13 protein-coding genes are annotated in these 21022 nt (G+C 68.1%); 7 read left to right on the plus strand and 6 right to left on the minus strand.

What is annotated here, in order from left to right; translation table 11 throughout:
- Positions 1 to 9: 9 nt before the first annotated feature.
- On the minus strand, positions 10 to 1410 hold the full coding sequence (locus ACLJOO_RS38410) for a glycoside hydrolase family 28 protein (RefSeq protein WP_410792730.1): 1401 nt from the start codon (positions 1408 to 1410) through the stop codon (positions 10 to 12).
- 157 nt (positions 1411 to 1567) lie between these two features.
- Here ACLJOO_RS38410 and ACLJOO_RS38415 point away from each other — a divergent pair, with 157 nt between their 5' ends.
- From ACLJOO_RS38415 to ACLJOO_RS38440, 6 genes are all read left to right on the plus strand, one after another.
- Positions 1568 to 2953, plus strand: a complete 1386-nt coding sequence (locus tag ACLJOO_RS38415) for a glycoside hydrolase family 28 protein (protein ID WP_410792732.1) — start codon at positions 1568 to 1570, stop codon at positions 2951 to 2953.
- A 26-nt stretch (positions 2954 to 2979) separates the two neighbouring features.
- Positions 2980 to 3981 (plus strand): LacI family DNA-binding transcriptional regulator, encoded by a 1002-nt coding sequence (locus ACLJOO_RS38420; RefSeq protein WP_410792734.1) that lies wholly within the window; start codon positions 2980 to 2982, stop codon positions 3979 to 3981.
- 127 nt (positions 3982 to 4108) lie between these two features.
- Entirely contained in the window at positions 4109 to 6106 is a 1998-nt protein-coding gene (locus ACLJOO_RS38425; RefSeq protein WP_410792736.1) for a beta-galactosidase, read from the plus strand.
- A complete protein-coding gene (locus tag ACLJOO_RS38430) occupies positions 6103 to 9087 on the plus strand; it encodes a glycoside hydrolase family 2 TIM barrel-domain containing protein (protein ID WP_410792738.1) in 2985 nt (994 codons plus the stop codon). The genes ACLJOO_RS38425 and ACLJOO_RS38430 overlap by 4 nt, the downstream gene beginning before the upstream one ends.
- A 77-nt stretch (positions 9088 to 9164) precedes the next feature.
- Positions 9165 to 10991 (plus strand): DUF222 domain-containing protein, encoded by a 1827-nt coding sequence (locus tag ACLJOO_RS38435; protein ID WP_410792740.1) that lies wholly within the window; start codon positions 9165 to 9167, stop codon positions 10989 to 10991.
- Between the two features lie 425 nt (positions 10992 to 11416).
- Positions 11417 to 11998, plus strand: coding sequence for a GNAT family N-acetyltransferase (locus ACLJOO_RS38440; protein ID WP_410792742.1), 582 nt, complete (start codon positions 11417 to 11419; stop codon positions 11996 to 11998).
- A 21-nt stretch (positions 11999 to 12019) separates the two neighbouring features.
- On the opposite strand, the gene ACLJOO_RS38445 is transcribed toward ACLJOO_RS38440, so the two are convergent.
- The 5 genes from ACLJOO_RS38445 to ACLJOO_RS38465 are packed head-to-tail and all read right to left on the minus strand — an operon-like array spanning position 12020 to position 19535.
- Positions 12020 to 12487 (minus strand): HIT family protein, encoded by a 468-nt coding sequence (locus ACLJOO_RS38445; protein WP_410792744.1) that lies wholly within the window; start codon positions 12485 to 12487, stop codon positions 12020 to 12022.
- Between the two features lie 2 nt (positions 12488 to 12489).
- On the minus strand, positions 12490 to 15240 hold the full coding sequence (locus tag ACLJOO_RS38450; protein WP_410792746.1) for a glycosyl hydrolase family 95 catalytic domain-containing protein: 2751 nt from the start codon (positions 15238 to 15240) through the stop codon (positions 12490 to 12492).
- Positions 15237 to 17666 carry a glycosyl hydrolase family 95 catalytic domain-containing protein gene (locus ACLJOO_RS38455; RefSeq protein WP_410792748.1) on the minus strand — a complete coding sequence of 810 codons (2430 nt, stop codon included), beginning with the start codon at positions 17664 to 17666 and terminating at the stop codon, positions 15237 to 15239. The genes ACLJOO_RS38450 and ACLJOO_RS38455 overlap by 4 nt, the downstream gene beginning before the upstream one ends.
- Entirely contained in the window at positions 17636 to 18427 is a 792-nt protein-coding gene (locus ACLJOO_RS38460) for an amidohydrolase family protein (protein WP_410792750.1), read from the minus strand. The genes ACLJOO_RS38455 and ACLJOO_RS38460 overlap by 31 nt, the downstream gene beginning before the upstream one ends.
- Positions 18420 to 19535, minus strand: a complete 1116-nt coding sequence (locus ACLJOO_RS38465) for an FCD domain-containing protein (protein WP_410792752.1) — start codon at positions 19533 to 19535, stop codon at positions 18420 to 18422. Before ACLJOO_RS38465 ends, ACLJOO_RS38460 begins: the two co-directional genes overlap by 8 nt.
- 177 nt (positions 19536 to 19712) lie before the next feature.
- Between ACLJOO_RS38465 and ACLJOO_RS38470 the strand changes: the two genes are divergently transcribed.
- Positions 19713 to 21017 carry an ABC transporter substrate-binding protein gene (locus tag ACLJOO_RS38470; RefSeq protein WP_410792753.1) on the plus strand — a complete coding sequence of 435 codons (1305 nt, stop codon included), beginning with the start codon at positions 19713 to 19715 and terminating at the stop codon, positions 21015 to 21017.
- Positions 21018 to 21022: the final 5 nt, after the last annotated feature.

The raw sequence follows: 21022 nt of genomic DNA on the forward strand, positions 1-21022 counted from the left end.
GAGGCTCCTTCAGTTGTCGACGCGGGCGCCGTTGATCCAGACCTGGTTCAGGCGCAGGCCTTCGACGTTCTCGATCACGTTGTCCTCGGTGATCGCGTCGAAGCGGCACTGGTGCAGGCGGATGTCCCGCAGCGGGTCGTCGGTGAGGCCGAGCAGGTTCAGAGCGCGCGGCGCGGACGCCACGGTGAGCTGGCTGATCGTGATGCCGTGCACGTCCGGCGGGTACGCTCCGGTCGTCACGTTGGCGTAGTTGAGCACGATCTCGATCGCCGAGTCGGCAGCCTGCCCGACCGTCACCCGGCGTACGTCGATATTGGTGATCGTCCCGCCGCGGTCCGGGTTGCTCTTGATCCGGATCGCGCGCTCGAGGTGCGGGCTGCTCATCCGGCAGTCGCGGACGAAGATGTCCATCACGCCGCCGCTGGTCTCGCTGCCGGCCGTCACGCCGCCGTTCCCGTCGGCCATCTCGCAGTTCCGCACGACGGCGTACCGGGCCGGCACGTTCACCCGCCGCCCGTCGGCGTCCTTGCCGGACTTGAACGCGATGCAGTCGTCACCGGTACTGATCGTGCAGTTCTCGATCAGTACGTCGGTGCACGACTCCGGGTCGATGCCGTCGTTGTTCGGGCCGTTCGGGCTGTCGACGGTGACGCCGCGGATCGTGACGTTGCGGCAGAGGACCGGGTGGATGTTCCACATCGGCGAGTCCTTGACCGTGATGCCGTCGAGCAGCACGTTCTCGCAGCGGTTGAACTGCAGCAGATTCGGCCGGAGGTTGTGACCCGCGCCGAACACCCGCTCCTCGACCGGAACGCCCGCCGCGGCCATCTGGATCAGCAGCGTCTTGTCCGGTCCCTCGTTCGGCGGCGGCCCGCCGGTCCAGTCCCACCAGTGCGTCGCGTCGGCGCGGCCGTCGAGCACTCCCTGACCGGTGACCGCGATGTCACGCTGACCGTACGCGTAGACGAAGGCCGAGTAGTTGTAGCACTCCGTCCCTTCGTAGCGCGTCGCGACGACCGGGAGGTACGCCGCCGGGTCCTGGCTGAACGCCAGTCGCGCACCGGCCGCCAGGTGCAGGTCGACGCGGCTGAGCAGGTGTACGGCGCCGGTCCGGTAGTCACCCGCCGGTACGACGACGTGTCCGCCGCCGCGCCGGTGACAGGTCTCGATCGCTGCGCGGAGTGCCGCCGTACAGTCGGTCGCATCGTCGCCGACGGCGCCGAAGTCGGTCACGTCGTACCAGCGGTCCGGGAAGCGAGGCGGGCGGATCCTGCCCAGGATGGTGGCGATCTGCGCGTCCGGTGCTGTTTCGGCGGCGGCCGGGGCGGTACTGCCGCCGAGAAGAGTTCCACCGGCGAGAGCAGCTCCACCGGCGAGCAGGACGGTACGGCGACTAACGGGGGCGGTCATCCGCGGCTCCTTGCGTGCAAACGATTGCAACCGATCGTGCCCGTCACGCGTTGGGCTGTCAACGGGTGGCTGTGGACAAAGACTTGACCGCCCCGAAATCTCTTGGATACTTGCGGGCAAAGCTTTACCTCATCCGGCCCTGAGGAAGGTCCTCGCCATGCGCCCCACCCGTCGTCAGCTGCTCGGCGTCTCGCTCGGAGGAGTGGTTGCTGCAGGCATCGGGCTGCCCGCGGCCGCTGCTGATCGCGAGGCTCTCGTCAGATCGCGGATCCGCCCGCCGAGGTTCCGGGACGCCTGGTTCCCGATCACGGCGTACGGCGCGACGCCCGACGACGCGACCGCAGGGATCGCGGCGGCGATCTCCGCCTGCCATCACGCCGGCGGCGGGCATGTCGTCGTACCGCCGGGGGTGTGGCAGACCGGTGCGATCAACCTGCTGAGTCACGTCGACCTGCATCTGGAGGAAGGCGCGACGCTACGATTCAGCAACGACCCCGCGGCGTACCTGCCCGTCGTGCGGACGCGGTGGCAGAGCGTCGAGGTGTACAACTACTCGTCGCTGATCCGCGCCGAGGGGCAGACCGATATCGGCATCACGGGCAAGGGCGTCCTCGACGGCGCCGGCGACAACGAACACTGGTGGTACCTGATCGGCAGCGGCCAGTACGGCTGGCACACCGGCCTGCCGAACCAACGCGCCGACTGGGGCGAGCTCGAACGGATGAACAACGAGCAGGTCCCGGTCGAGCAGCGCGTCTTCGGTGCCGGGCATTACCTCCGCCCGAGCTTCATCCAGCCGTTCCGCTGTACGAACGTGCTGATCGAGGGCGTGACCGTCAAGGACTCCCCGATGTGGACGATCCATCCGCTCGAGTGCCGCAACGTGACCGTCCGGGGCGTCACGGTCAGCAACCTGGGCCCGAACGGCGACGGCTGCAATCCGGAGTCCTGCACCGACGTACTGATCCGCGACTGCACGTTCGCGACCCACGACGACTGCATCGCGATCAAGTCCGGCCGGGACGCCGACGGCCGCCGGCTCGGGCTGCCGTCGCGCGGGATCATCGTCGAGGACTGCACGTTCCTCAGCGGCGGCGCCGCGGTGGCTGTCGGTAGCGAGCTGAGCGGTGGCGTCGAGGACGTGTTCGTACGGCGTTTGCACGCGCCGGCCGACCCGGCCGCGGACGAGGCGTACCTGCAATGGCTGCTCTGTGTGAAGTCGACCTCGACCCGCGGCGGCTATGTGCACAATGTCGATGTCCGCGACGTGGATTCGCGAGCCTGGATGTATCGTCCTTTGGAGGTTACTTTCAGCTACCAGGGAGGTGGCGACCAGTCGCTGTTCCCGGACGTGCGCGACATCCGCTTCGACCGGGTCCGGGTGGCCCGCGCCGAGCGGGCGTACCGCATCGTGGGAGCGGAGACGAAGCACATCACCTCGGTGGCGATCACCGACAGCCGGTTCGACGAGGTCGCGGCGGACGCTGTCGTACAGTACGCCGACGACGTGACGATCCGGAATGTGCGGATCGGCCAGACTTAAGGGTCACCAGGGCTGAAGGGAAGACAGTGGCGGAACGGGTTCGGTTGATCGATGTGGCACGCGAGGCCGGCACCTCGGTCTCGACGGTGTCGCGGGCGCTGAACGGTTCCGACCTGATCTCGCCCGAGGTGGTCGAGCATGTGCGCGCGGTGGCCGGCCAGCTGGGATATCGCGCCGACAAGCGGGCGCAGGAGTTCAAGCTCGGCCGCCCGCTGACGGTCGGCGTGACGGTGCCGGACCTGACGAACCCGTTCTTCTCCGAGGTCCTGAAGGGTCTCAACGCCGCCGCGCGCGCCGGCGGGTACCGGCTGCTGATCGGCGAGAGCAGCGAGGACCCGGCCGAGGAGCTGCGACTCGTCGACGAGCTCGTCGACTACTCCGGCGCGCTGGTGCTCTGCAGCTCGCGACTGACCCGCGCCGGGCTGGAGAAGGCGCTGGCGCAGCCGGTGCCCGTGGTCTGCATCAACCGCACCGTGAAGAACGCCGGCGTGGTCGCGATCGACTATCGAGCTGCTTCGCGATTGCTGCTCGAGCATCTCACTGGTCTCGGCCATCGCCGGGTGCTGTACGTCGGCGGTCCGGCGGCGTCCTGGTCGGACGGAGAGCGCCGCCGGACGTTGCGTCGTACGGCGCGTGCGCTTGATGTGACTTTGGACGAGATCGACGGGGGCTGGTCCGGCAACCACGGGTACGACGCCGGCCCGACCGTGCTGCACAGCCGGGCGACCGCGGTGATCACGTTCAACGACTTGGTCGGGATCGGCCTGCTGAGCTGGATGTACGACAACAGCGTCGAGGTGCCGTCCGAGCTGTCGGTCGCGTCGTACGACGACATTCCGATCGCGGCGTACTCGCGGCCGCCCTTGACCTCGCTGCGCAACGAGCGCGCCAAGCTGGGCGAACTGGCCTGGGAACAGCTCACCAAGCGGCTCGCCGGCGCCGACTGGCCCGCGCCGGACCTGCTCACACCGGACCTCGTAGTACGCGCCAGCACCGGCCCGGCCAGGCGCCGAGCCCGCATCCGCTGACCTGAACCCCTGCGCACAACTCCTCGCGCGCACCCCCTGCGCCCACCTCCCGCCCGCACCTCCCGGGGTTGAACTCCCCGTGTGCAAACGATTGCACGAGTGTTGTGGTGTCGGTTAGCGTTGGTGCATGTTGCCGCCGCGTGTCGTGCTGGGGACGGCCTACTACCCGGAGTACCTGCCGCGTTCGCTCGGTGATCGGGTGCCGACCGACCTGGATCTGATGGTTGCGGCCGGCATCACCGCCATCCGGGTCGGTGAGTCGGTCTGGTCGACCTGGGAACCACGGGACGGCGTCTTCGACCTCGAATGGATCCGCCCGGTACTCGACGGCGCTCGCGACCGCGGGATCGGCGTGATCCTCGGGACACCGACGTACGCCGTACCGCCGTGGCTGCAACGCGCGCACCCGGAGATCGCGGCCGAGCGGCAGACCGGCGTACCGGTGCCGTGGGGGATCCGGCAGGAGATCGACTACGGGCAGCCCGCGTTCCTGTTCCATGCGGAGCGGGTGGTGCGGCGGATCGTGGAGCGGTATCGCGATCATCCGGCGGTGATCGGGTACCAGGTCGACAACGAGCCTGGTGTGCTGCTGGCCCACAACGCGTCCGCGTTCTCGGACTTTGTGGCTCGACTGCGTCGGAAGTACGGCGATGTCGAGGCGCTGAACGAGGCGTGGGGCTTGACGTACTGGTCGCATCGGTTGAGCGACTGGTCGGAGCTGTGGCGGCCGGACGGGAACAGTACGCCGTCGTACGACTTGGCCTGGCGGCGGTTCCAGGCGGCGCGGACTTCTGAGTTCATCGGGTGGCAGGCTTCGTTGCTGCGGGGGTTGCGGCGGCCGGGGCAGTTCGTGACGACATGTCTCGCGTACGACCGGCCGGCGGTGGCCGACGTCCCGTTGACGTCGCAGCTGGACGTTGCAGCGGGCAACATTTATGTCGATGTGCAGGATGGATTGGCGCGGCCTGCTTCGGTGTCGCCGCTCGATCCTGGGTGGATCGCGCGGAGTGTCGCCGAGCTGTTCCTGGCGGCGGATCGGGTGTACGGGTCGCGCGGGGAGCCGTTCCTGGTGACCGAGACGAACGCGACGTCGATCGGCGGTTCGCACCAGAACCGCCCGCCGTACGACGGGCAGCTCCGGCAGCTCGCGTGGGCGATGGTGTCGCGTGGTGCGCGGATGGTCGAGTACTGGCACTGGCACTCGATCCACCACGGGGCGGAGACGTTCTGGGGCGGGATTCTCGGGCACGGGCTGGAGCCGGGTCGGGTATACCGCGAGATCGCTGCGATCGGTGCTGAGCTGGCGGCGGCCGGGTCGTCTGTGGTGGATCTGACGCCTGATGTGGACGTCGCGGTGCTCTGGTCGAACGAGAGCGACTGGGCGATGCAGTGCCAGCCGCCGTTGGCCGCGCAGGGCGGTATACCGGACAAGGCGTCGTACCGGACGATCGTGGAGGCCTTCTACTCGGGGATTCTGGACGCCGGGTTGCGGCCTGGGGTGGTGCCGGTCGAGCGGCTGGAGGCCGCGTTGTCGGCTCCGGTGGTTGTTGCGGCTGGGCTTTACGTCGCGTCGGACGCGGTGCTGGATCGGTTGGTCTCGTATGCGCGGGACGGTGGGCATCTGATCGTTGGCCCGCGGACCGGGTATGCGGATCTGGAGGCTCGGCCGCGTGCCGAGGTTGCACCGCCGCGGTTGCGGGAGGCGGCCGGAATGGCATACCAGGAGTTCGAGAACCTGGAGTCGGCGATGCCGCTTCGTGGGTTGGCCGGGCATGCGACGCGGTGGGCGGAGACGTTGCTCGTCGACGATGCCGACGTACTGGCGTCGTACGAGCATCCGTCTGGGCCGCGGCCGATCGTCACCAGCAAGCGGTTCGGAGCTGGGCGGGTGACGTACGTCGGCACGGTGCCGGATCGTGCTTTAGCCGCGGCGCTCTTTGGGGAGTCGCGGTTGTGGGCTCCGTCGGTGACCGCGCTGTCCGCGGTGAACGCGGCGGGGGAGCGCCTGTGGTTCGTCCACAACTGGTCGGGAACACCGGTGACCGTCGAGCCGCCGGTTCCGGTGGAGTTGGGGCAGATTGAGTTGGAGCCGTGGGATGTTCGGGTGCTCAAGGAGGCGCAGTGAGGTACTTCGAGGATCTGACGCCGAGCACCGGGGCGCGCGAACCGCGGGCCTGGCTGCGGTCGTCCCGGCCGCGGATCAGCCTGAACGGGCGCTGGAACTTCAAGCTCTGGGAGAGCGCGCCGAATGGTATGCCAAAGGTCGAGGTGGACTGGGGCGAGCTGACCGTCCCCGGGCACTGGGTGCTCCAGGGACACGACCGGCCGCGGTATACCAACACCGCGTTCCCGTTCCCGATCGATCCGCCGTACGCGCCGGACGCGAACCCGACGGGCGACCATGTCCGTACGTTCGAGCTGCCGGACGACTGGCCGATCGACGGCGCGGTACTGCGGTTCGAGGGCGTCGACTCGTGCTTCAAGGTGTGGTTGAACGACGTCGAGGTCGGGTCCGCGAAGGGGAGTCGGCTGCCGAGCGAGTTCACGGTCGGGCACCTGCTGCGGCCGGGGCGGAACACGCTGGCTGTGCGGGTACACCAGTGGTCGTCGGGTTCGTACCTCGAGGACCAGGACATGTGGTGGTTGCCGGGTATCTTCCGGGACGTGACCCTGCTCGCGCGCCCGTTGATCGACGACGTTTTCGTACACGCGTCGTACGACCACCTGACCGGCGCCGGCACACTGCGAGTCGACGTCACGTCGTACACGGTGCTGGACTCAGTGCGGGACAGTTCGCGGGACACGGCGCTGGACGCGGTGCTGAACTCTGTGGGGGGCTTTGCGCCGGACGCGGTCGTGCGGGTGCCGGAGCTCGGGATTGTCGCTGAGCCGGGTGTACCGGTGACGATCAGTGCGGTCGAGCCGTGGTCGGCCGAGCTGCCGCGGCTGTACGACGCGACGGTCGAGGTGCCGGGGGAGACGGTTGAACTGCGGATCGGGTTCCGGACCGTGGCGATGGTCGACGGGCTGTTCACCGCGAACGGGCGGCCGTTGTTCTTCCGCGGCGTGAACCGGCACGAGCACGACGAGCGGCGAGGCCGAGCGATGACGGTCGACGGGATGCGCGAGGACCTCGTGCTGATGAAGCAGCACAACATCAACGCCGTACGGACCGCGCACTACCCACCCCACCCAGCGTTCCTGGACCTGTGCGACGAACTCGGCCTGTGGGTGATCGACGAGTGCGACATCGAGACGCATGGCTTCATCTACACCGACTGGCGCGGCAACCCGGCTGACGACCCGGACTGGGCGCCGATGATGCTCGACCGGATGCGCCGGATGGTCGAGCGCGACAAGAACCATCCGAGCGTGGTGATCTGGTCGCTGGCCAACGAGAGCCACCGCGGTCGGAACCTCGGCGAGCTGGCGGCATGGACGCGGCAGCGGGATCCGGAGCGGGCGGTGTTCTACGAGCGGGACCGGACGTACGAGTTCTCGGACTTCTACAGCCTGATGTACCCGCCGTTGGAGGATCTCGAAGCGATCGGGACGCGTACGGAGGACGTACCGGAGGAGACCGCGGACCATCCTTCGCTCGAGGCGCGGCGGCGGGCGCTACCGTTCATCCTGGCCGAGTACGCGCATGCCATGGGCAACGGTCCGGGCGGGCTGGCCGAGTACCAGCGCATCCTGGAGCACTACCCGCGCCTGCAGGGCGGCTTCCTCTGGGAGTGGATCGACCACGGCCTACTGTTACCCGGCGCAACCGACCACGTCTACGGCGGCGACTTCGGCGAACGCCTCCACGGCACCAACTTCTGCATCGACGGCCTCCTCTTCCCCGACCGAACCCCGTCCCCAGGCCTCACCGAATACAAGAAGGTCCTGGAACCAGTACGCATCACGGGCCCAGACCCCCTAACCATCCACAACCACCGAACCCACACAGACACCACCGACCTCCACTTCCACTGGACCCTCAACCAAAACGGCCAAGAACAAGCCACCGGCCACCTCCCCCTCCCACCAATCCCCCCAGGCCAATCCCTCACCATCCCCCTCCCACCCACCGCGCCCGCCACCACCCCGGGGGGTGGTCTCGTCGCTTCATCTTCTGATGGAGAGCGGGTGCTGACCGTGCGTGCGGTGCTGGCCAAGGACGAAGCGTGGGCTACTGCTGGGCATGAGGTCGCCTGGGCGCAGTTCGTGCTCGACCAACCCGACCAGACACCTGCTCTCGCAGAGGCTCCTGTCGTGGACAGCGGAGAGCTGCTGACACTCGGCGGAGGTGAGTTCGACCGCACCACCGGCAAGCTGACCCGACTGTTCGGACAGGTGGTCGACGGACCGGAGCTGGACCTCTGGCGTGCCCCCACCGACAACGACAACGGGCAGGGCGGCCGGAACGGCGTAACCCAGGAGTGGCGCGCCGCCGGCCTCGACCGCCTGCTACACCGAGTCGACGCCGTAGAAGTACAAGACAACGAGCTAATCGTGCGTACGAGAGTCGCCCCCGAGGGCCTCGGCGTCAGCGTGCGTACGACGTACCACTGGACCGCCAACGAACACAGCCTCCAACTGACCGTCGACGTACAGCCGGAGGGTGAGTGGGCCGGCGCAGCGGTCACACCACGCTGCAGCAGCTGGCCGCGCGTCGGCGTACGGCTGACGCTGCCCAAGGAGCTTGAGAACGTGCAGTGGTACGGCGGCGGCCCGGGCGAGGCGTACGCCGACAGTCGCGACGCCGCCCGAGTGGGCCGGTACGCACGCACCGTAGACGAGCTACAGACACCGTACGTCGTACCGCAGGAGAACGGCTCCCGCATCGACGTACGCTGGGCCGAACTGACCGATGCCAACGGCAACGGCTTCCGAGTGACCGGTACGCCGCACTTCCAGCTCACCGCGCGCCGCTGGACCACCGAAGCCCTGGAACGCGCCCGCCACCGCTCAGACCTCACGCCCCACGACCACATCTACCTGAACCTCGACCTAGCCCAGAACGGCCTAGGCTCAGCCTCCTGCGGCCCACCCGCCACCCACCAACACACCCTCGACGTAGCGCCCTACACGTTCACCCTCAGATTCCACCCATACAGTTGAGAGCTGCACCGAATCTCCTGGAAAATAAGGGGTTCTGGCTTTGAAAACTGTCGGTGGGGGTGTCTAGGCTTTGATGCATGGAGAAGCCGCCTGAGTTGATGAGCGACGCCGAACTGGCGCACGCCCTCGACCAGTGCGACGCGGATCTGGCCCGGGTCGAGACGCGTCGGCTGCGGATCGTCGCGGCAATGGACAAGTCCGGGTACGCCGAACGGGTTGGCGCTCGTGACGTGGTCCAGTACATGGAGTACCGCTACCGCCTCGATCACTCTCGCGCCTTCCGCGATGTCCGCCTGTCCCGCGCTCTGCCCAAGTACCCGGCGGTCGCCGCGGCCCTGCCCGGTTTCGTCGACGCCGGTGAGGCGTCCGAACTCGAATCGGATCCCGACTCCGGCGAATTGCTCGACGACAGCCGGCCCGAGGTGCTGTTGCGCCCGGCCCAGGCCGAAGCGATCGTGACCGCGCTGGAAAAGGTGCCGACGACGGTGCCGGTCGCTGACGTCGAGTTCGCCGAACAGGAACTGGTCCGCCTAGCGCGCCACCTGGCACCGACCGATCTGCGCAAGGCCGCCGACCAGTCCCGCGACATCCTCGACACCGACGGCCCCGAACCCGAAGAACACAAGGCCTACGCCCGCGAATCCCTCACCCTCAAAACCGCGGACCGAGGTGTGAAGTTCACCGGCTACCTCGCCAACGAAAACGCCGAACTCCTCCGCACCCTGATCACCACCGGCGCCCGCCCCCACAAAACCATCGACGGCGACCCCGACCCGCGCTCGCGAGAGAAGCGTCAGGCGGATGCTCTCACCACCACCCTGACCCTCGCCGCCACAGCCCTCGACGCAGGCATCCTCTCGCCCACGATGCCCCGCCCCACCAATCCACCAGCCAGCTCCCCGGCCGGTTCAACGGCAGCTGGCTCTACGGCGGCTGGCTCTACGGCGGACGGGACGGCCGACGCGGAGCGCGGCTCGGATGATGCCCCGGTCGACGAGCCGGTAGCTGGCCAGGGCGGTGGTGCGGACGGTGCTGCGGTAGCAAGCCAACAGCCCGGTGTGGATGGTGGTGTGGTGGATGGCGTGGGTCGTGGTGCTGCGAGGGGCGTGGGTGGTGATGTGGTGCCTGGGTTCGGGGCGAAGGCGAATATCACCGTGACGATCGACCTGCAGGATCTGAAGGCGGCGACTGCGGACGCGATCGGGCAGACCGTGTACAGCAACGGACTGTCTGCGGCGACCATCCGGCGGCTGGCGTGTGATGCGAAGGTCATCCCGATCGTGCTCGGCTCCAACTCTGAGCCCTTGGATGTCGGCCGGTGCGAACGCCTGGTGACCCGTGCGATGCGGCGCGCCCTGAACACCCGCGACCGCGGCTGCGTCGTGTGCGGAGCCCCACCAATCATGTGCGACGCGCACCATCTGATCTCGTGGATCGACGGCGGTGAAACGAAGATCTCCAACCTGGTGCTGCTGTGCCGTCGTCACCACTCCGACCTGCACAACGGCCACTGGAACATCACCATCACGAACAACAAAGTCCACGTAGCCCGCCCGCACTGGGCCGACCCACCACCCCGTCCACGCAGACCATCGGATGACGCATCCCGGGCAGACGAGCCGCCGGGTGAGCGCCCCGCGCGCCCAGACGCATCCGTCGGACACCGGGTCGGCGAAGTTCCGCCGGCTGTGATGGGCACCGGTAGCTCAAGGCCCCAGACGTCGGGCCCGGCAGTCGATCCGTGGGGTGGGACAGCCGTGCCTGCGGCCGCCGCACCGGGTGGAAGCCCGAGGCGTTGGCAAGCCGACGAACTGACGCGTGCGGAAGCAGCCCGGTTCGCGGTATGGGGTGAGCGCGCCACCAACGAATCAGGCGCCGGCCCACCATCCTTCGCCACCATCTGATCTCACCGGGTCCGCGTGATCCCCGATGCTGGCCGGGCCAGCAGCCCCGGGACGTTCGGTGCCCCGGAGGTGCGCGGTGCCCGGGGTGGGCGATGTCCGGGGTGGGCGATGTCCGGGGGTGGGCGATGTCCGGCGTGTGCCGGGGGGTGGGCGGTGTCCGGGATGCGCGGGATGCGCGGTGCCTCGGATGCGCGGTGCCTGGGGTGCTTGGTGCGTGTGGGTGGGGTTGGGGAGGTGCTGCGCCAAGCGGGGCTGTGTGTGCCCGGGTCGCAATGGGAGTGGGCCGCATGCGCCGTCGTGGAGCGGAGAGCGACTGGCCCACCTGCACCGGGCCTGAACAGGCTTGCGGGTGGCGGCCGACGTCCTGCGAGGGCCGGGCCGGGATGGGAATATCCGGTGGTCTGGCTGACCTCTGAGGACGCAAGATGGTGCGCGTGACTCTGGCGACCCCCACACTGCACACCGCTCGCCTGCGACTGCGGCCCTTCACCGACGCCGACGCGGGCCCCCTCTTCGCGATGCACAGCAGCACCTCTGTGATGCGCTACTGGGACTCCCCGCCGTGGACCGAACTGGCCCGCGCCGAGCGCTTCCTTGCGATGTGCCGGACGATGGCGGACGAAGGGACCGGGGCGCGGGTGGCCATCGACCGTGCTTCTGACGGGGCCTTCGTCGGCTGGTGTGGACTGACCAGCTGGAACCCGGACTACCGCAGTGCGTCGTTGGGCTACTGCCTCGACGAGTCGATGTGGGGCCACGGCTTCGCGACGGAGGCCGCGCACGCGTTGCTGCAGTGGGCATTCGACACACTGGACCTGAATCGTGTTCAGGCCGAGGCCGATACGCGCAACGTGGCATCGGCCCGGGTTCTGGAGAAGGTCGGATTCGTCCGTGAAGGGACGTTGCGGGAAGACTGCGTCGTCAACGGCGACGTGTCCGACTCGTGGGTGTTCGGGTTGCTCAGGCGAGAGTGGCAGCCGTCGGCCGTGGCGATTCCAGCCTCCTGACAGCTCCGAACCACCTCATTGTCAGGGGTGGGGGTTGAGGTGTGTTCGCAGGCGGTGGATGTAGGGGGCTCGTTCGGCGGGAGTGGCGGGAGTGTCCAGGTGGCGGGTGTTGTAGAGGTTGTCGTTGGGGTACCGGGGGAAGACGTGGACGTGGTAGTGCCAGGCGTCCTGGTAGCCGGCGGGTTCGTTGTGTTGGCGGGTCGAGGTTCCTTCGCAGTTGTAGGTGCTGCGGATGGCGATGGCTATCTCGCGGACGAGGTCGTGGACGGCGTGGCCGGATTCGGGAGTGAGGTCGTACAGGTTCTCGTGGTGGGCAGTCGGGACCACGAGGACGTGGCCTTTGTTGTTGGGCCACCAGCGGGAGGCGACGAAGGCGAGTGCGTGCTCACGGCGCAGCACGATGTCGTGCTGCGCCGTGAGGTCGTCCTCGCCGCCGGCGGCCAGTCGGCAGAACGGGCAGTCGTAGCCGTCAGGCGCGTGGTTGAACATGCTCAGCGTGGTACCACGAACGTGATGTAGGTCGAGTTTCCCTTGCCGGAAACACCGGAGTTCGGGCCCAAAAGAACCTCCCCGGCGGGTACGTCGCGTTTGAAGAGGATCAGGCGCTGGTCGGTGGTCCCCACTGTCTCACCAGTGCGAGTGAACGAGGACAGCCACGACGGCCACCACACGTTCTCGCCGCGAGGATCGAAGGCGACGTACACGGTCGCCGGCCGGGTCAACCTCAGCGTCAGGTAGTCAGGTGGAGTGGTCGCCTTCGAGTCGTCGTTGGAGCCCTGTACCAAGGCCTGCCCGCTCAACGCCCCAGGCAGCTCAGTGACCGTGTAGCTGCGATCAACGTAGACCGGTGCACCGACTTGAGCCTTGACGAGGTTGGTCAGCTTCTCCGGCGACTGCACCGACACCAGGTCGCTCTGCAGCGGCGGTTCGCTCTGCTGGACGCCCAGCACCCGGTTGCCGACCGTCTTGACCTCAGACGCCGGCTGACCGGTCAGTGGGGCGAAGGCGAAGGACGAGAGCGGTACGGCGACGCGCTCGAGCGTGTACGACGCACCAGGAGCCGTCTGCAAGGTGATGGGGTCGAGAGAGGTCACACCGACGACAACCCGTCCATGCGAGTCGACCACGCGGACCTGCTGACCCGGCCAAGGGTTGCGCAGCTTCAACGTGTCGCGGCTGCCGGACTGGATGCCGACCGCGTTCGGTACGCCGTCGTGGACCTCGGTGCTGATCCGGTGCCCGCCCTCGATCTGCACCGACCCTGCGACGTCCCAGTCACGCGGCCACGCGGGCGCGACGTGCACGACCCCGTCGTACGACTGGACCAGTGCCTCCTGCAGACCGGTGGTGAGTACGCCGCCCCACTCGTTGTAGAAGCTGTGGTTCCGGACTGCTTCCTGGCCGGTGCGGTGCACTGTGAAGCCGTTCGGGTAGATCTGGAAGTCAGCGATCCCCTTCAGCAGCAGGCGTTTCACCTCGTCCGACAGCCCGAGCCGCGCGGCCCAGGTGCTGTCCATGCCCCAGTCCTTGTCCTGCGGGTACACGCGTTGCCGGTACGTCGCCTGCATCAACGCCGACGTCTCGTCGAACACGCCCCACGGCCAGAGCGCCTCCATCTCCGGGTTCTGCGTGTTGTGCGACTCCTCGTCGGTACCGGACCACGCCAGCACCTCCTCACCACCGCGCTGCACGGTCCGGAACGGCGGGAGCTTGCCGACCGCATCCTTCAACCGACCCGCCAACTCGGTGTCCCCATGCGATACAGCCAGATCGGCGACGATCGGGAAGATCACCCGCATCGCAGCCATGTCAGGCACCGGGTCGCTGGTGTCCCACTGCACCTCCAGAGCGTTCACGTGCTCCAGGTGCAGGTAGCCGTCCGCACCAGTGGTCATGGCCGACAGGTAGAACCGCGCCACGTCCCGCATCAGCGGATAGCTCCGGTTCAGCAGTGCCTTGTCGCCGGTGTACCGGTACTGCTGCCAGATGTTGTTCACCAGCTCCGGCCCACTGGTCAGGATCCGCCTTGTCCAGCTGGGCTCCTGCATGTTGTCGCAGCCGTCGCCAGTGCCGTCGTACCGCATGAACTCGGGCAGGCAGAGGCCCTCGCCGCCGATCCAGTGTGTTCGTGTCCACTCGCGCATGAGCTCGGCGCGGTCCAGATAGAACTTGAAGTACGGCGAGTTGAGCTCACCGATCCCCGCGCCGAGGTTGGCGGACACCAGCATCCGCAGGTTGAAGTGCCAGTACGAGTCCTGCGCCCAGTCCGCCTGGTCTCCCGAGGACGAGAACATCCGCACCACCGCACCATGCGTGCTCGGTACGTCGCCACGCATCGACGCGGCCATCGTGTACAGCTGCAGCGTCCGCAGGTTCTCGACGTACTCACCCGACCCGTCCGCAGACGTGATCCGCATCGGGGCCGCCTTCGCCCAGAACGCGTGCCACCAGGCAAGGTGGTGACTGGGCGACTCGACCACGGCACGTCGCGCGGCTGCCCGTAGCTCTCCACCGCGGTACGACGGTACGCCGACCACGAGCCGGAAACTGCCGTCCGCACGTGGCCGGAACGTCAGCCGCACCGTCAGTGGGTCCACCACCGACGCGGTGACGCCCTGCGCCTGTGCAGTCAGCGCAGCAACCGCACCGGTGATGCTGCCGGACGCCTCGTCGTGGAACGTCTCCGCGAGCGCAGCAATCCCATTCGCAGCACTGACCGCCGGCGTACGACCGGCCCACAACTTCAGATCAGCGGTCTGCACCAGCGAAGGATCCGCACCGGTCACCTCCAGAACGAACTGGTCGGAGTCAGCACGCACATAGGAGCGCGCAGTCATACCGCCACCGCTCTGCACGACCTGACCGTCGTACAGCGCCAGCCGCCCGCTGTAGTCGTCAGAACGCATCAGAGCGTCCAGACCGGGTACGACGAGGCGCCCGGCGGACTTGAGGTCCGGGAACGTGTCCACGCGGTTGAGCTGTGCGCTGTAGCCCTTCTCGGCCCAGACCGAAGCACCGAGCACACCGTTCCCCAGCGGCATCGCCTGGTAGTAGCGCCAGGCAGGACCCTCTTGGACGAGATCGGACCGCGACACCAGTCCTGCTGTGTCGCCCTGCAGCGCACCGTCACGCCAGGCGGTCGTCTCCTGCTCGGAAGGCGTACTACTAGCAGCTGGCACAGAGGTGGCGCCGACAGTGAGCAGCGCAGCCAGCAACGGCAGCGTCAGTCGAAAACCAGTCACGGGCGCACCTCGACGAAGTAGTCGACACCGCGGCTGGTGCGGAACTCCACAACGCCATCCTCAGGGCGAGCGAACGCCACCGGGCCAGCGGACGACTTCACGTCCATGACAGCGCCGGTCCGCAGCCGTAGCCGGTTGCCGAGCAGGGAGCGGATCTTTGCCTTGGTCAACTTCCCGTCGGACCACGAGAACTCCAGGTCGAAGCCGCCGCGGGCACGCATGCCCCGCACGCTCCCGGTCGGGAACGCCGTCGGCAGGCACGGGAGCAGTGCCACCTCACCGGAGTGGCTCTGCATGATCATCTCGGTGATCCCGGAGACGCCGCCGAAGTTCCCGTCGATCTGGAACGGCGGGTGCAGGTCGAACATGTTCGGCGCGGTCCGGCCAGGTGCGAGCAGCTGCGTCAGGTGCTTGTACGCGTTGTCCGGCTCGAGCAGCCGGGCGCGGAGGTTGAGCTTCCACGCCAGCGACCAGCCGGCGGTCACGGCCGGCCCGCGCAGCTCCAGCGACTTGCGGGCCGCGTCGGCGAGTTCCGGCGTACTGCGTGGTGTCACCTGGTCGCTCGGGAACACGGCCCATAGGTGTGAGACATGTCGACTCGACTCCAGGGCGGCCTCCTCCCAGTCGATCAGCCACTCCTGGATCTGGCCGAGGTACCCGATCTGGATCGGCGCCAGCTTCGACCGCGCGTCCGCGGCAGCCGCGGCCATCCCACCATCGACACCCAGCACCGCAGCGGCCTGTCCGAACACCTTGAACAGGTCGTGCAGGATCTCGGTGTCCATCGTCGGGCCCGCGCACATGCTCACGCCGACGTTGTCGTAGTCGTGGTGCTTGACCTCGGGGGAGTGCGACGGGCTGGTCACCAGCCAGCCCGTCTTGGCGTCGGTCTGCAACTGGTCGAGGAAGAACTCCACCGAGCCGCGCAGGACCGGGTAGTACTTCCGCAGCATCTCCAGGTCGCCGGTGTACTCGTACCGCTCCCAGAACAGCAGCGACAGCCACGCACCGCCGGTCGGCCAGACCCCGTAGTACGCGAAGTCGACCGGTGCGGTCCCGCGCCACCCGTCCGTGTTGTGGTGCGCTACCCAGCCAGGGGCGTCGTACATGGCGGCCGCAGTACGGGCGCCGGACTCGGACAGCTCGCCGATCATCTGGAACAGCGGGTCCCAGCACTCCGCAAGGTTGGCCGGACCGGCCGGCCAGTAGTTCATCTCGGCGTTGATGTTGAGCGTGAACTTGGACTGCCACTCAGGCAGCATCTTGTAGCTCCAGATGCCCTGCAGGTTCGCGGGCTGGCCCGGCGTGCGGGAGCTGGAGATCAGCAGGTACCGGCCGAACTGGTAGTACAGCGCCGCCAGCTGCGGGTCGCCGCCGTTGCGGAACGCCGTGACCCGCTGGTCGGTCGGCAGCGCGATCGAGTCCGACGTACCGAGGTCCAGATCGAGGCGGCCGAAGAGCCGCTGGTAGTCCTCCACGTGCTGGTGCCGCAGCGCGCCGTACGCCGGGCGCCCGACCGCGGCCAGTGGTGCTACGGCGCGAGCGATCTGGTCCGCGCCGACGTCGAGGTAGTTGCGGTAGCTGGTGCCGACCGAGAACAGCAGCGTCACCTCGTCGGCACCTGCGACCGAGAGCTTGCCGTCAGCAACCGTAGTGGATCCACCTACAGCAAACGCCCGTAGCAGTGCGCAGAACTTGACCGAACCGGTCAACCCTTCGGCGTCGCCGCTGATGCCGTTGAGTGCCAGCGTCTGCTTGTCGTACGCCGCAGGTGCCGCAGCCTGCTCCGTGCTGTACGTCGCGTCGAACGTGAGCGCCCCGCGCTGGCTGGCCGTCAGCCGCATCACCAGCACCTGTGCGGGATGGCTGACGAACACCTCCCGGGTGTAGCGCACCCCTGCGTGCTCGTAGCTGACCGACGTGATCGCCGTGGTCAGGTCGAGCTCCCGCCGGTACGCCGTGACCGCGGTCGCGTCGATGCCCGGAAAGTCCAGCGAAAGGTAGCCGACCGGCTGGTACTGCATCTGCTCGTGCGGGAGTCCCATGAAGTGCGCGTCGGCGAGGTTCTGCGCGTCGAGGTACTTCTCCTCGGCGATCAGCCGGCGGATCTCCGGAAGGACGTCCTTGCCGACCGGGTCGTCGTACTGGTGCGGACCACCGGCCCAGATCGAGTCCTCGTTCAGCTGCAGCTGCTCGGTCGCGGTTCCGCCGTACACCATGGCGCCGAGGCGGCCGTTGCCGATGGCAAGTGCCTGGAGCCACTCGGTGGCGGGCTGGGTATACCAGAGCTTGAGCGGGTTGGTGTCGCTGCCCGGAACGGCTGCGGCACTGGCGGTCAGGGGAGTGGTGAGCGAGCCGGCGACGACTGCGGTGCCGGCTGCGGCGCCGGCGGTCTTCAGGACCTGCCGGCGGGTGTATTCGGACATTGGGCGGTCTCCCTGGGGCGGTAGATGCGCTGGGCGGTGCCACGGAACACGTCGTTGTGCGTGGCGAGTGGCAGCAGTGCGGTGGTACGGCGGATCACCTCGGCGCGGGTGGCGGCCAGCGTGCACACGGGCCAGTCCGAGCCGAACAGCAACCGTTCACTGCCGAAGAGTTCGAGGGCGACGTCGACCAGTGCGCGGAGGTCGTCGGTCGCGAGGTGGGCGGTGCCGGAGAGCTTGACGGTCACGTTCGGGCACTCGGCGAGGGCCTGCATCCCGGCACACCACTCGGTTGTCGCAGCTGTTGGGTTGCCGAGGTGGTCGAGAACGAGACGGGCATCCGGTACGGCGGAAGCTAGTCGAGCGGCGCCGATCAGGGCGGAGGGGCGGAGCAGGAGGTCGATAGCGAGGCCGGCGTCGGCGGCGGCCCGCACGCCGCGCACATGCGCGGGAGCTGTCAGCAGGTCAGGGTCGGTCTGGTCGACCGGTGGACTGCGCACACCAACCAGCCGCGGGTCGTCCGGCAGGCGGTCCGGAAAGTCGAGCAGGTCGAACCAGCCGACCACACCAACCACACCCGGGTTCCGCCGAGCCAGAGCCAGCAGATCACCCACCTCAGCCGGATCAGCATCAGCCTGAACAAGCATCAGTTGGCCGTCAGCTACACCAGAGAGAGTGAAATCGCGGCGGAGTGGGTCGTCGGGAGCCAGCCAGGGGAGGCGGCGGCGGGTCAGGTCCCAGACGTGGACGTGGGCGTCAATCATGGTGGCCGGCTGGTCTGGTGATGGAGCTTTCTCCTCGGGCGTGGGCGGCGAAGAGGCGGGCTGAGTCTTCGGGGTCGGTGCCGGCGAGGACCTCGATCAGGTCCAGGTGGCGGCGGGCCATCAGGCCCCAGTCGCCGGCGTACATGGCGTTCGAGACGACCTGCAGGCTCCACAGCGCCGGCTCGAGCGTCCGCCATACGCGGAGCAGCATGGAGTTGCCGCTGGTTGCCAGCACCTGCCGGTGGAAGCGCAGGTCAGCCTCACGGAATGCACCGATGTCGTGGTGGCCGGCTGCCTCGATCATCCGCTGCACCTCGATCCGGAGCAGGTCCAGCTCCTCCGGCGGTGCGTGACCGGTCGCCCGGCGCGCGGCCGCGGACTCGAGCAGTACGCGGACCTCCCGCGCCTCCCGGGCCTCGACCTGCGAGATCTCGGTGACGAAGTTCCCCAGCCGCGGCCGGTACGTGACGAGACCTTCGTGCGCCAACCGCCGTACCGCCTCCCGGGCCGGGGTCTGGCTGGTGCCGAGCACCCGGGCGATCTCGGACTCGACCACGCGCATCCCGGGCGCCAGCTCGCCGGACAGTATCCAGCCGCGGATCGCCTCGTACACCCGGTCCGACAGCAACTCTGTGTCACCGGACAACGGCGGAGCCGGACGACTGGTCGCCACGGCGATTCCAGCACCGGAGCGGTAGTGCTGGACCTCCTCCCGGCGCCGCCGCGAGACCGTCGACTGCGAGACGCCGTACGCCGCGGCCAGCTCGCGGGTCGAAGGGCGCTGTCCGGAATCGGCCATCGATGTTGTCGCAACGGCACCTAATTGCACCCGGTCGACCATCCGCGGCCGTCCGCTGCGCATCCCGTCGTCGAGGCCGGCCATCCCCATCCGGAGGAACCGGCGGCGCCACTTGCCGACCGTGCCCGGGGTGACCTCGAGCAGGTCCGCGACCGCCTTGTTCGAGCGTCCCTCGGCGCTGGCCAGCACGATCCGGGCCCGCAGCCGCATCGCGGCGCTGGTCCGCTGGGCAGCCGCGAGCTGGCTGAGCGCGGTCCGCTCGGCCACCGACAGGGTCAGCGGCGACTTCGGTCTTCCGGCATCGGGCATGGCTGCATGGTGACCCCGTTCACAACGTTCTGCCAACCCTATATGGCACGGACTTCTGACTCATAACGTCCACTTTGCCGTTTAAACGTTGACACTTGAGCGTCCCGCTCTGCATCGTCACTCGATAACGACGCCCGGCCGCCCCCGACGCCGGGACGATCCGAGGAGGACCCGGAAATGGCTCGTTCGCAACGGCGCAAACCAGGACACACACCAGGACGCACTCCAGGGCGCACGCTGGGCCTGCTGACATCCGTCGTGATCCTGGTGGGCGCGGCGGGCTGCGGCGGCGGCTTCAGCGACGACAAGGGTGCTGCTGGTGACAGCACCGGCGAAGTGCGGATGCTGGTCAACATCACTCCCAACCTGACCAAGAGCTACTGGGAGGGCCTGGTCAAGCCCTTCGAGGACGCCAACCCGGGCGTCGACGTGAAGATCGAGGCACCGACCGGTTCGGGTGTGAAGGACACGCTGCCGCAGCTGCTCGCGGCCGGCAACGCGCCGGATGTCGTCGAGACGCTGATGGCCGACAAGGTGCTGGCGCCGCAGATGCTCGACCTGACCGACCAGGCGTGGACGAAGGACACCCCGCTGGTGGAGCAGGCCTCGCTGGACGGCAAGGTGTACACGGTCGGTGTCGGCCAGCAGGCCCAGTCGCTGGTGTTCTACAACAAGGACGCCTTCGCCAAGGCCGGCATCAGCGCCCCGCCGAAGGACCTGGACGAGCTGACCGCGGCCATGGGCAAGCTCAAGGCGGCCGGGTACCTGCCGCTGCAGACCGCCGGCGACTACGTGACCGGTCTGCAGTTGCTGCAGCTCAGCGACCCGTCGATCGCCACCAAGTACCCGGACTGGTACCAGCAGATCAGCTCCAAGCAGGCCAAGGCCGGCGAGACGCTGCTGCCGCTGTTGGAGCGCTACGAGTCCTGGATCAAGAGCGGGTACGTCGACAAGAACGCACTCGGTCTGAAGGACGTCGGTGCGCAGACCAACTTCCTGTCCGGCAAGGCCGGCATGTACATCATGGGCAGCTGGTTCGTCCGCACCGCCGACGACGCGAAGCCGAAGTTCGACCTCGGCGTGTTCGCGGCCCCGACCGAGAAAGGGCAGCCGTCACCCGGTCCGCAGGGTGTCACGATGGCCGCGCCGTACATGGTGCTGAAGTCGACCAAGCAGCGTGACCTCTCGGTGAAGCTGGTGCAGTGGCTGGTCACGGACAAGACCGCCGTCCAGAGCCAGCTCGCGCAGGACGGCAACTTCCGCAAGGGCTACACCGACAAGCTGTCGCCGCTCGGCAAGCAGGTGCAGGACATCCTCGACCAGGCGCCGAAGCAGGTCGCCCAGGGTGAGGGGTACGGCGCCAACACGCTGCCGCAGGGCTTCAACGGCGAATGGAACAAGGCGGTCCAGAGCCTCTACACGGGGAAGAATGCGAAGGACGTCGCTACCCGCATCGACAGCTGGATGGGCTCGAAGTCGTGAGAGCC

The sequence above is a fragment of the Kribbella sp. C-35 genome, assembly GCF_046549195.1.
Classification (GTDB): Bacteria; Actinomycetota; Actinomycetes; order Propionibacteriales; family Kribbellaceae; genus Kribbella.

What these genes read in the sequence shown, in the direction of transcription:
- ACLJOO_RS38410 (WP_410792730.1), bottom strand. Translation starts at nt 1,410, where the DNA reads ATGACCGCCCCCGTTAGTCGCCGTACCGTCCTGCTCGCCGGTGGAGCT.
- ACLJOO_RS38415 (WP_410792732.1), top strand. Translation starts at nt 1,568, where the DNA reads ATGCGCCCCACCCGTCGTCAGCTGCTCGGCGTCTCGCTCGGAGGAGTG.
- ACLJOO_RS38425 (WP_410792736.1), top strand. Translation starts at nt 4,109, where the DNA reads ATGTTGCCGCCGCGTGTCGTGCTGGGGACGGCCTACTACCCGGAGTAC.
- ACLJOO_RS38435 (WP_410792740.1), top strand. Translation starts at nt 9,165, where the DNA reads ATGGAGAAGCCGCCTGAGTTGATGAGCGACGCCGAACTGGCGCACGCC.
- ACLJOO_RS38440 (WP_410792742.1), top strand. Translation starts at nt 11,417, where the DNA reads ATGGTGCGCGTGACTCTGGCGACCCCCACACTGCACACCGCTCGCCTG.
- ACLJOO_RS38445 (WP_410792744.1), bottom strand. Translation starts at nt 12,487, where the DNA reads ATGTTCAACCACGCGCCTGACGGCTACGACTGCCCGTTCTGCCGACTG.
- ACLJOO_RS38455 (WP_410792748.1), bottom strand. Translation starts at nt 17,666, where the DNA reads ATGTCCGAATACACCCGCCGGCAGGTCCTGAAGACCGCCGGCGCCGCA.
- ACLJOO_RS38460 (WP_410792750.1), bottom strand. Translation starts at nt 18,427, where the DNA reads ATGATTGACGCCCACGTCCACGTCTGGGACCTGACCCGCCGCCGCCTC.
- ACLJOO_RS38465 (WP_410792752.1), bottom strand. Translation starts at nt 19,535, where the DNA reads ATGCCCGATGCCGGAAGACCGAAGTCGCCGCTGACCCTGTCGGTGGCC.
- ACLJOO_RS38470 (WP_410792753.1), top strand. Translation starts at nt 19,713, where the DNA reads ATGGCTCGTTCGCAACGGCGCAAACCAGGACACACACCAGGACGCACT.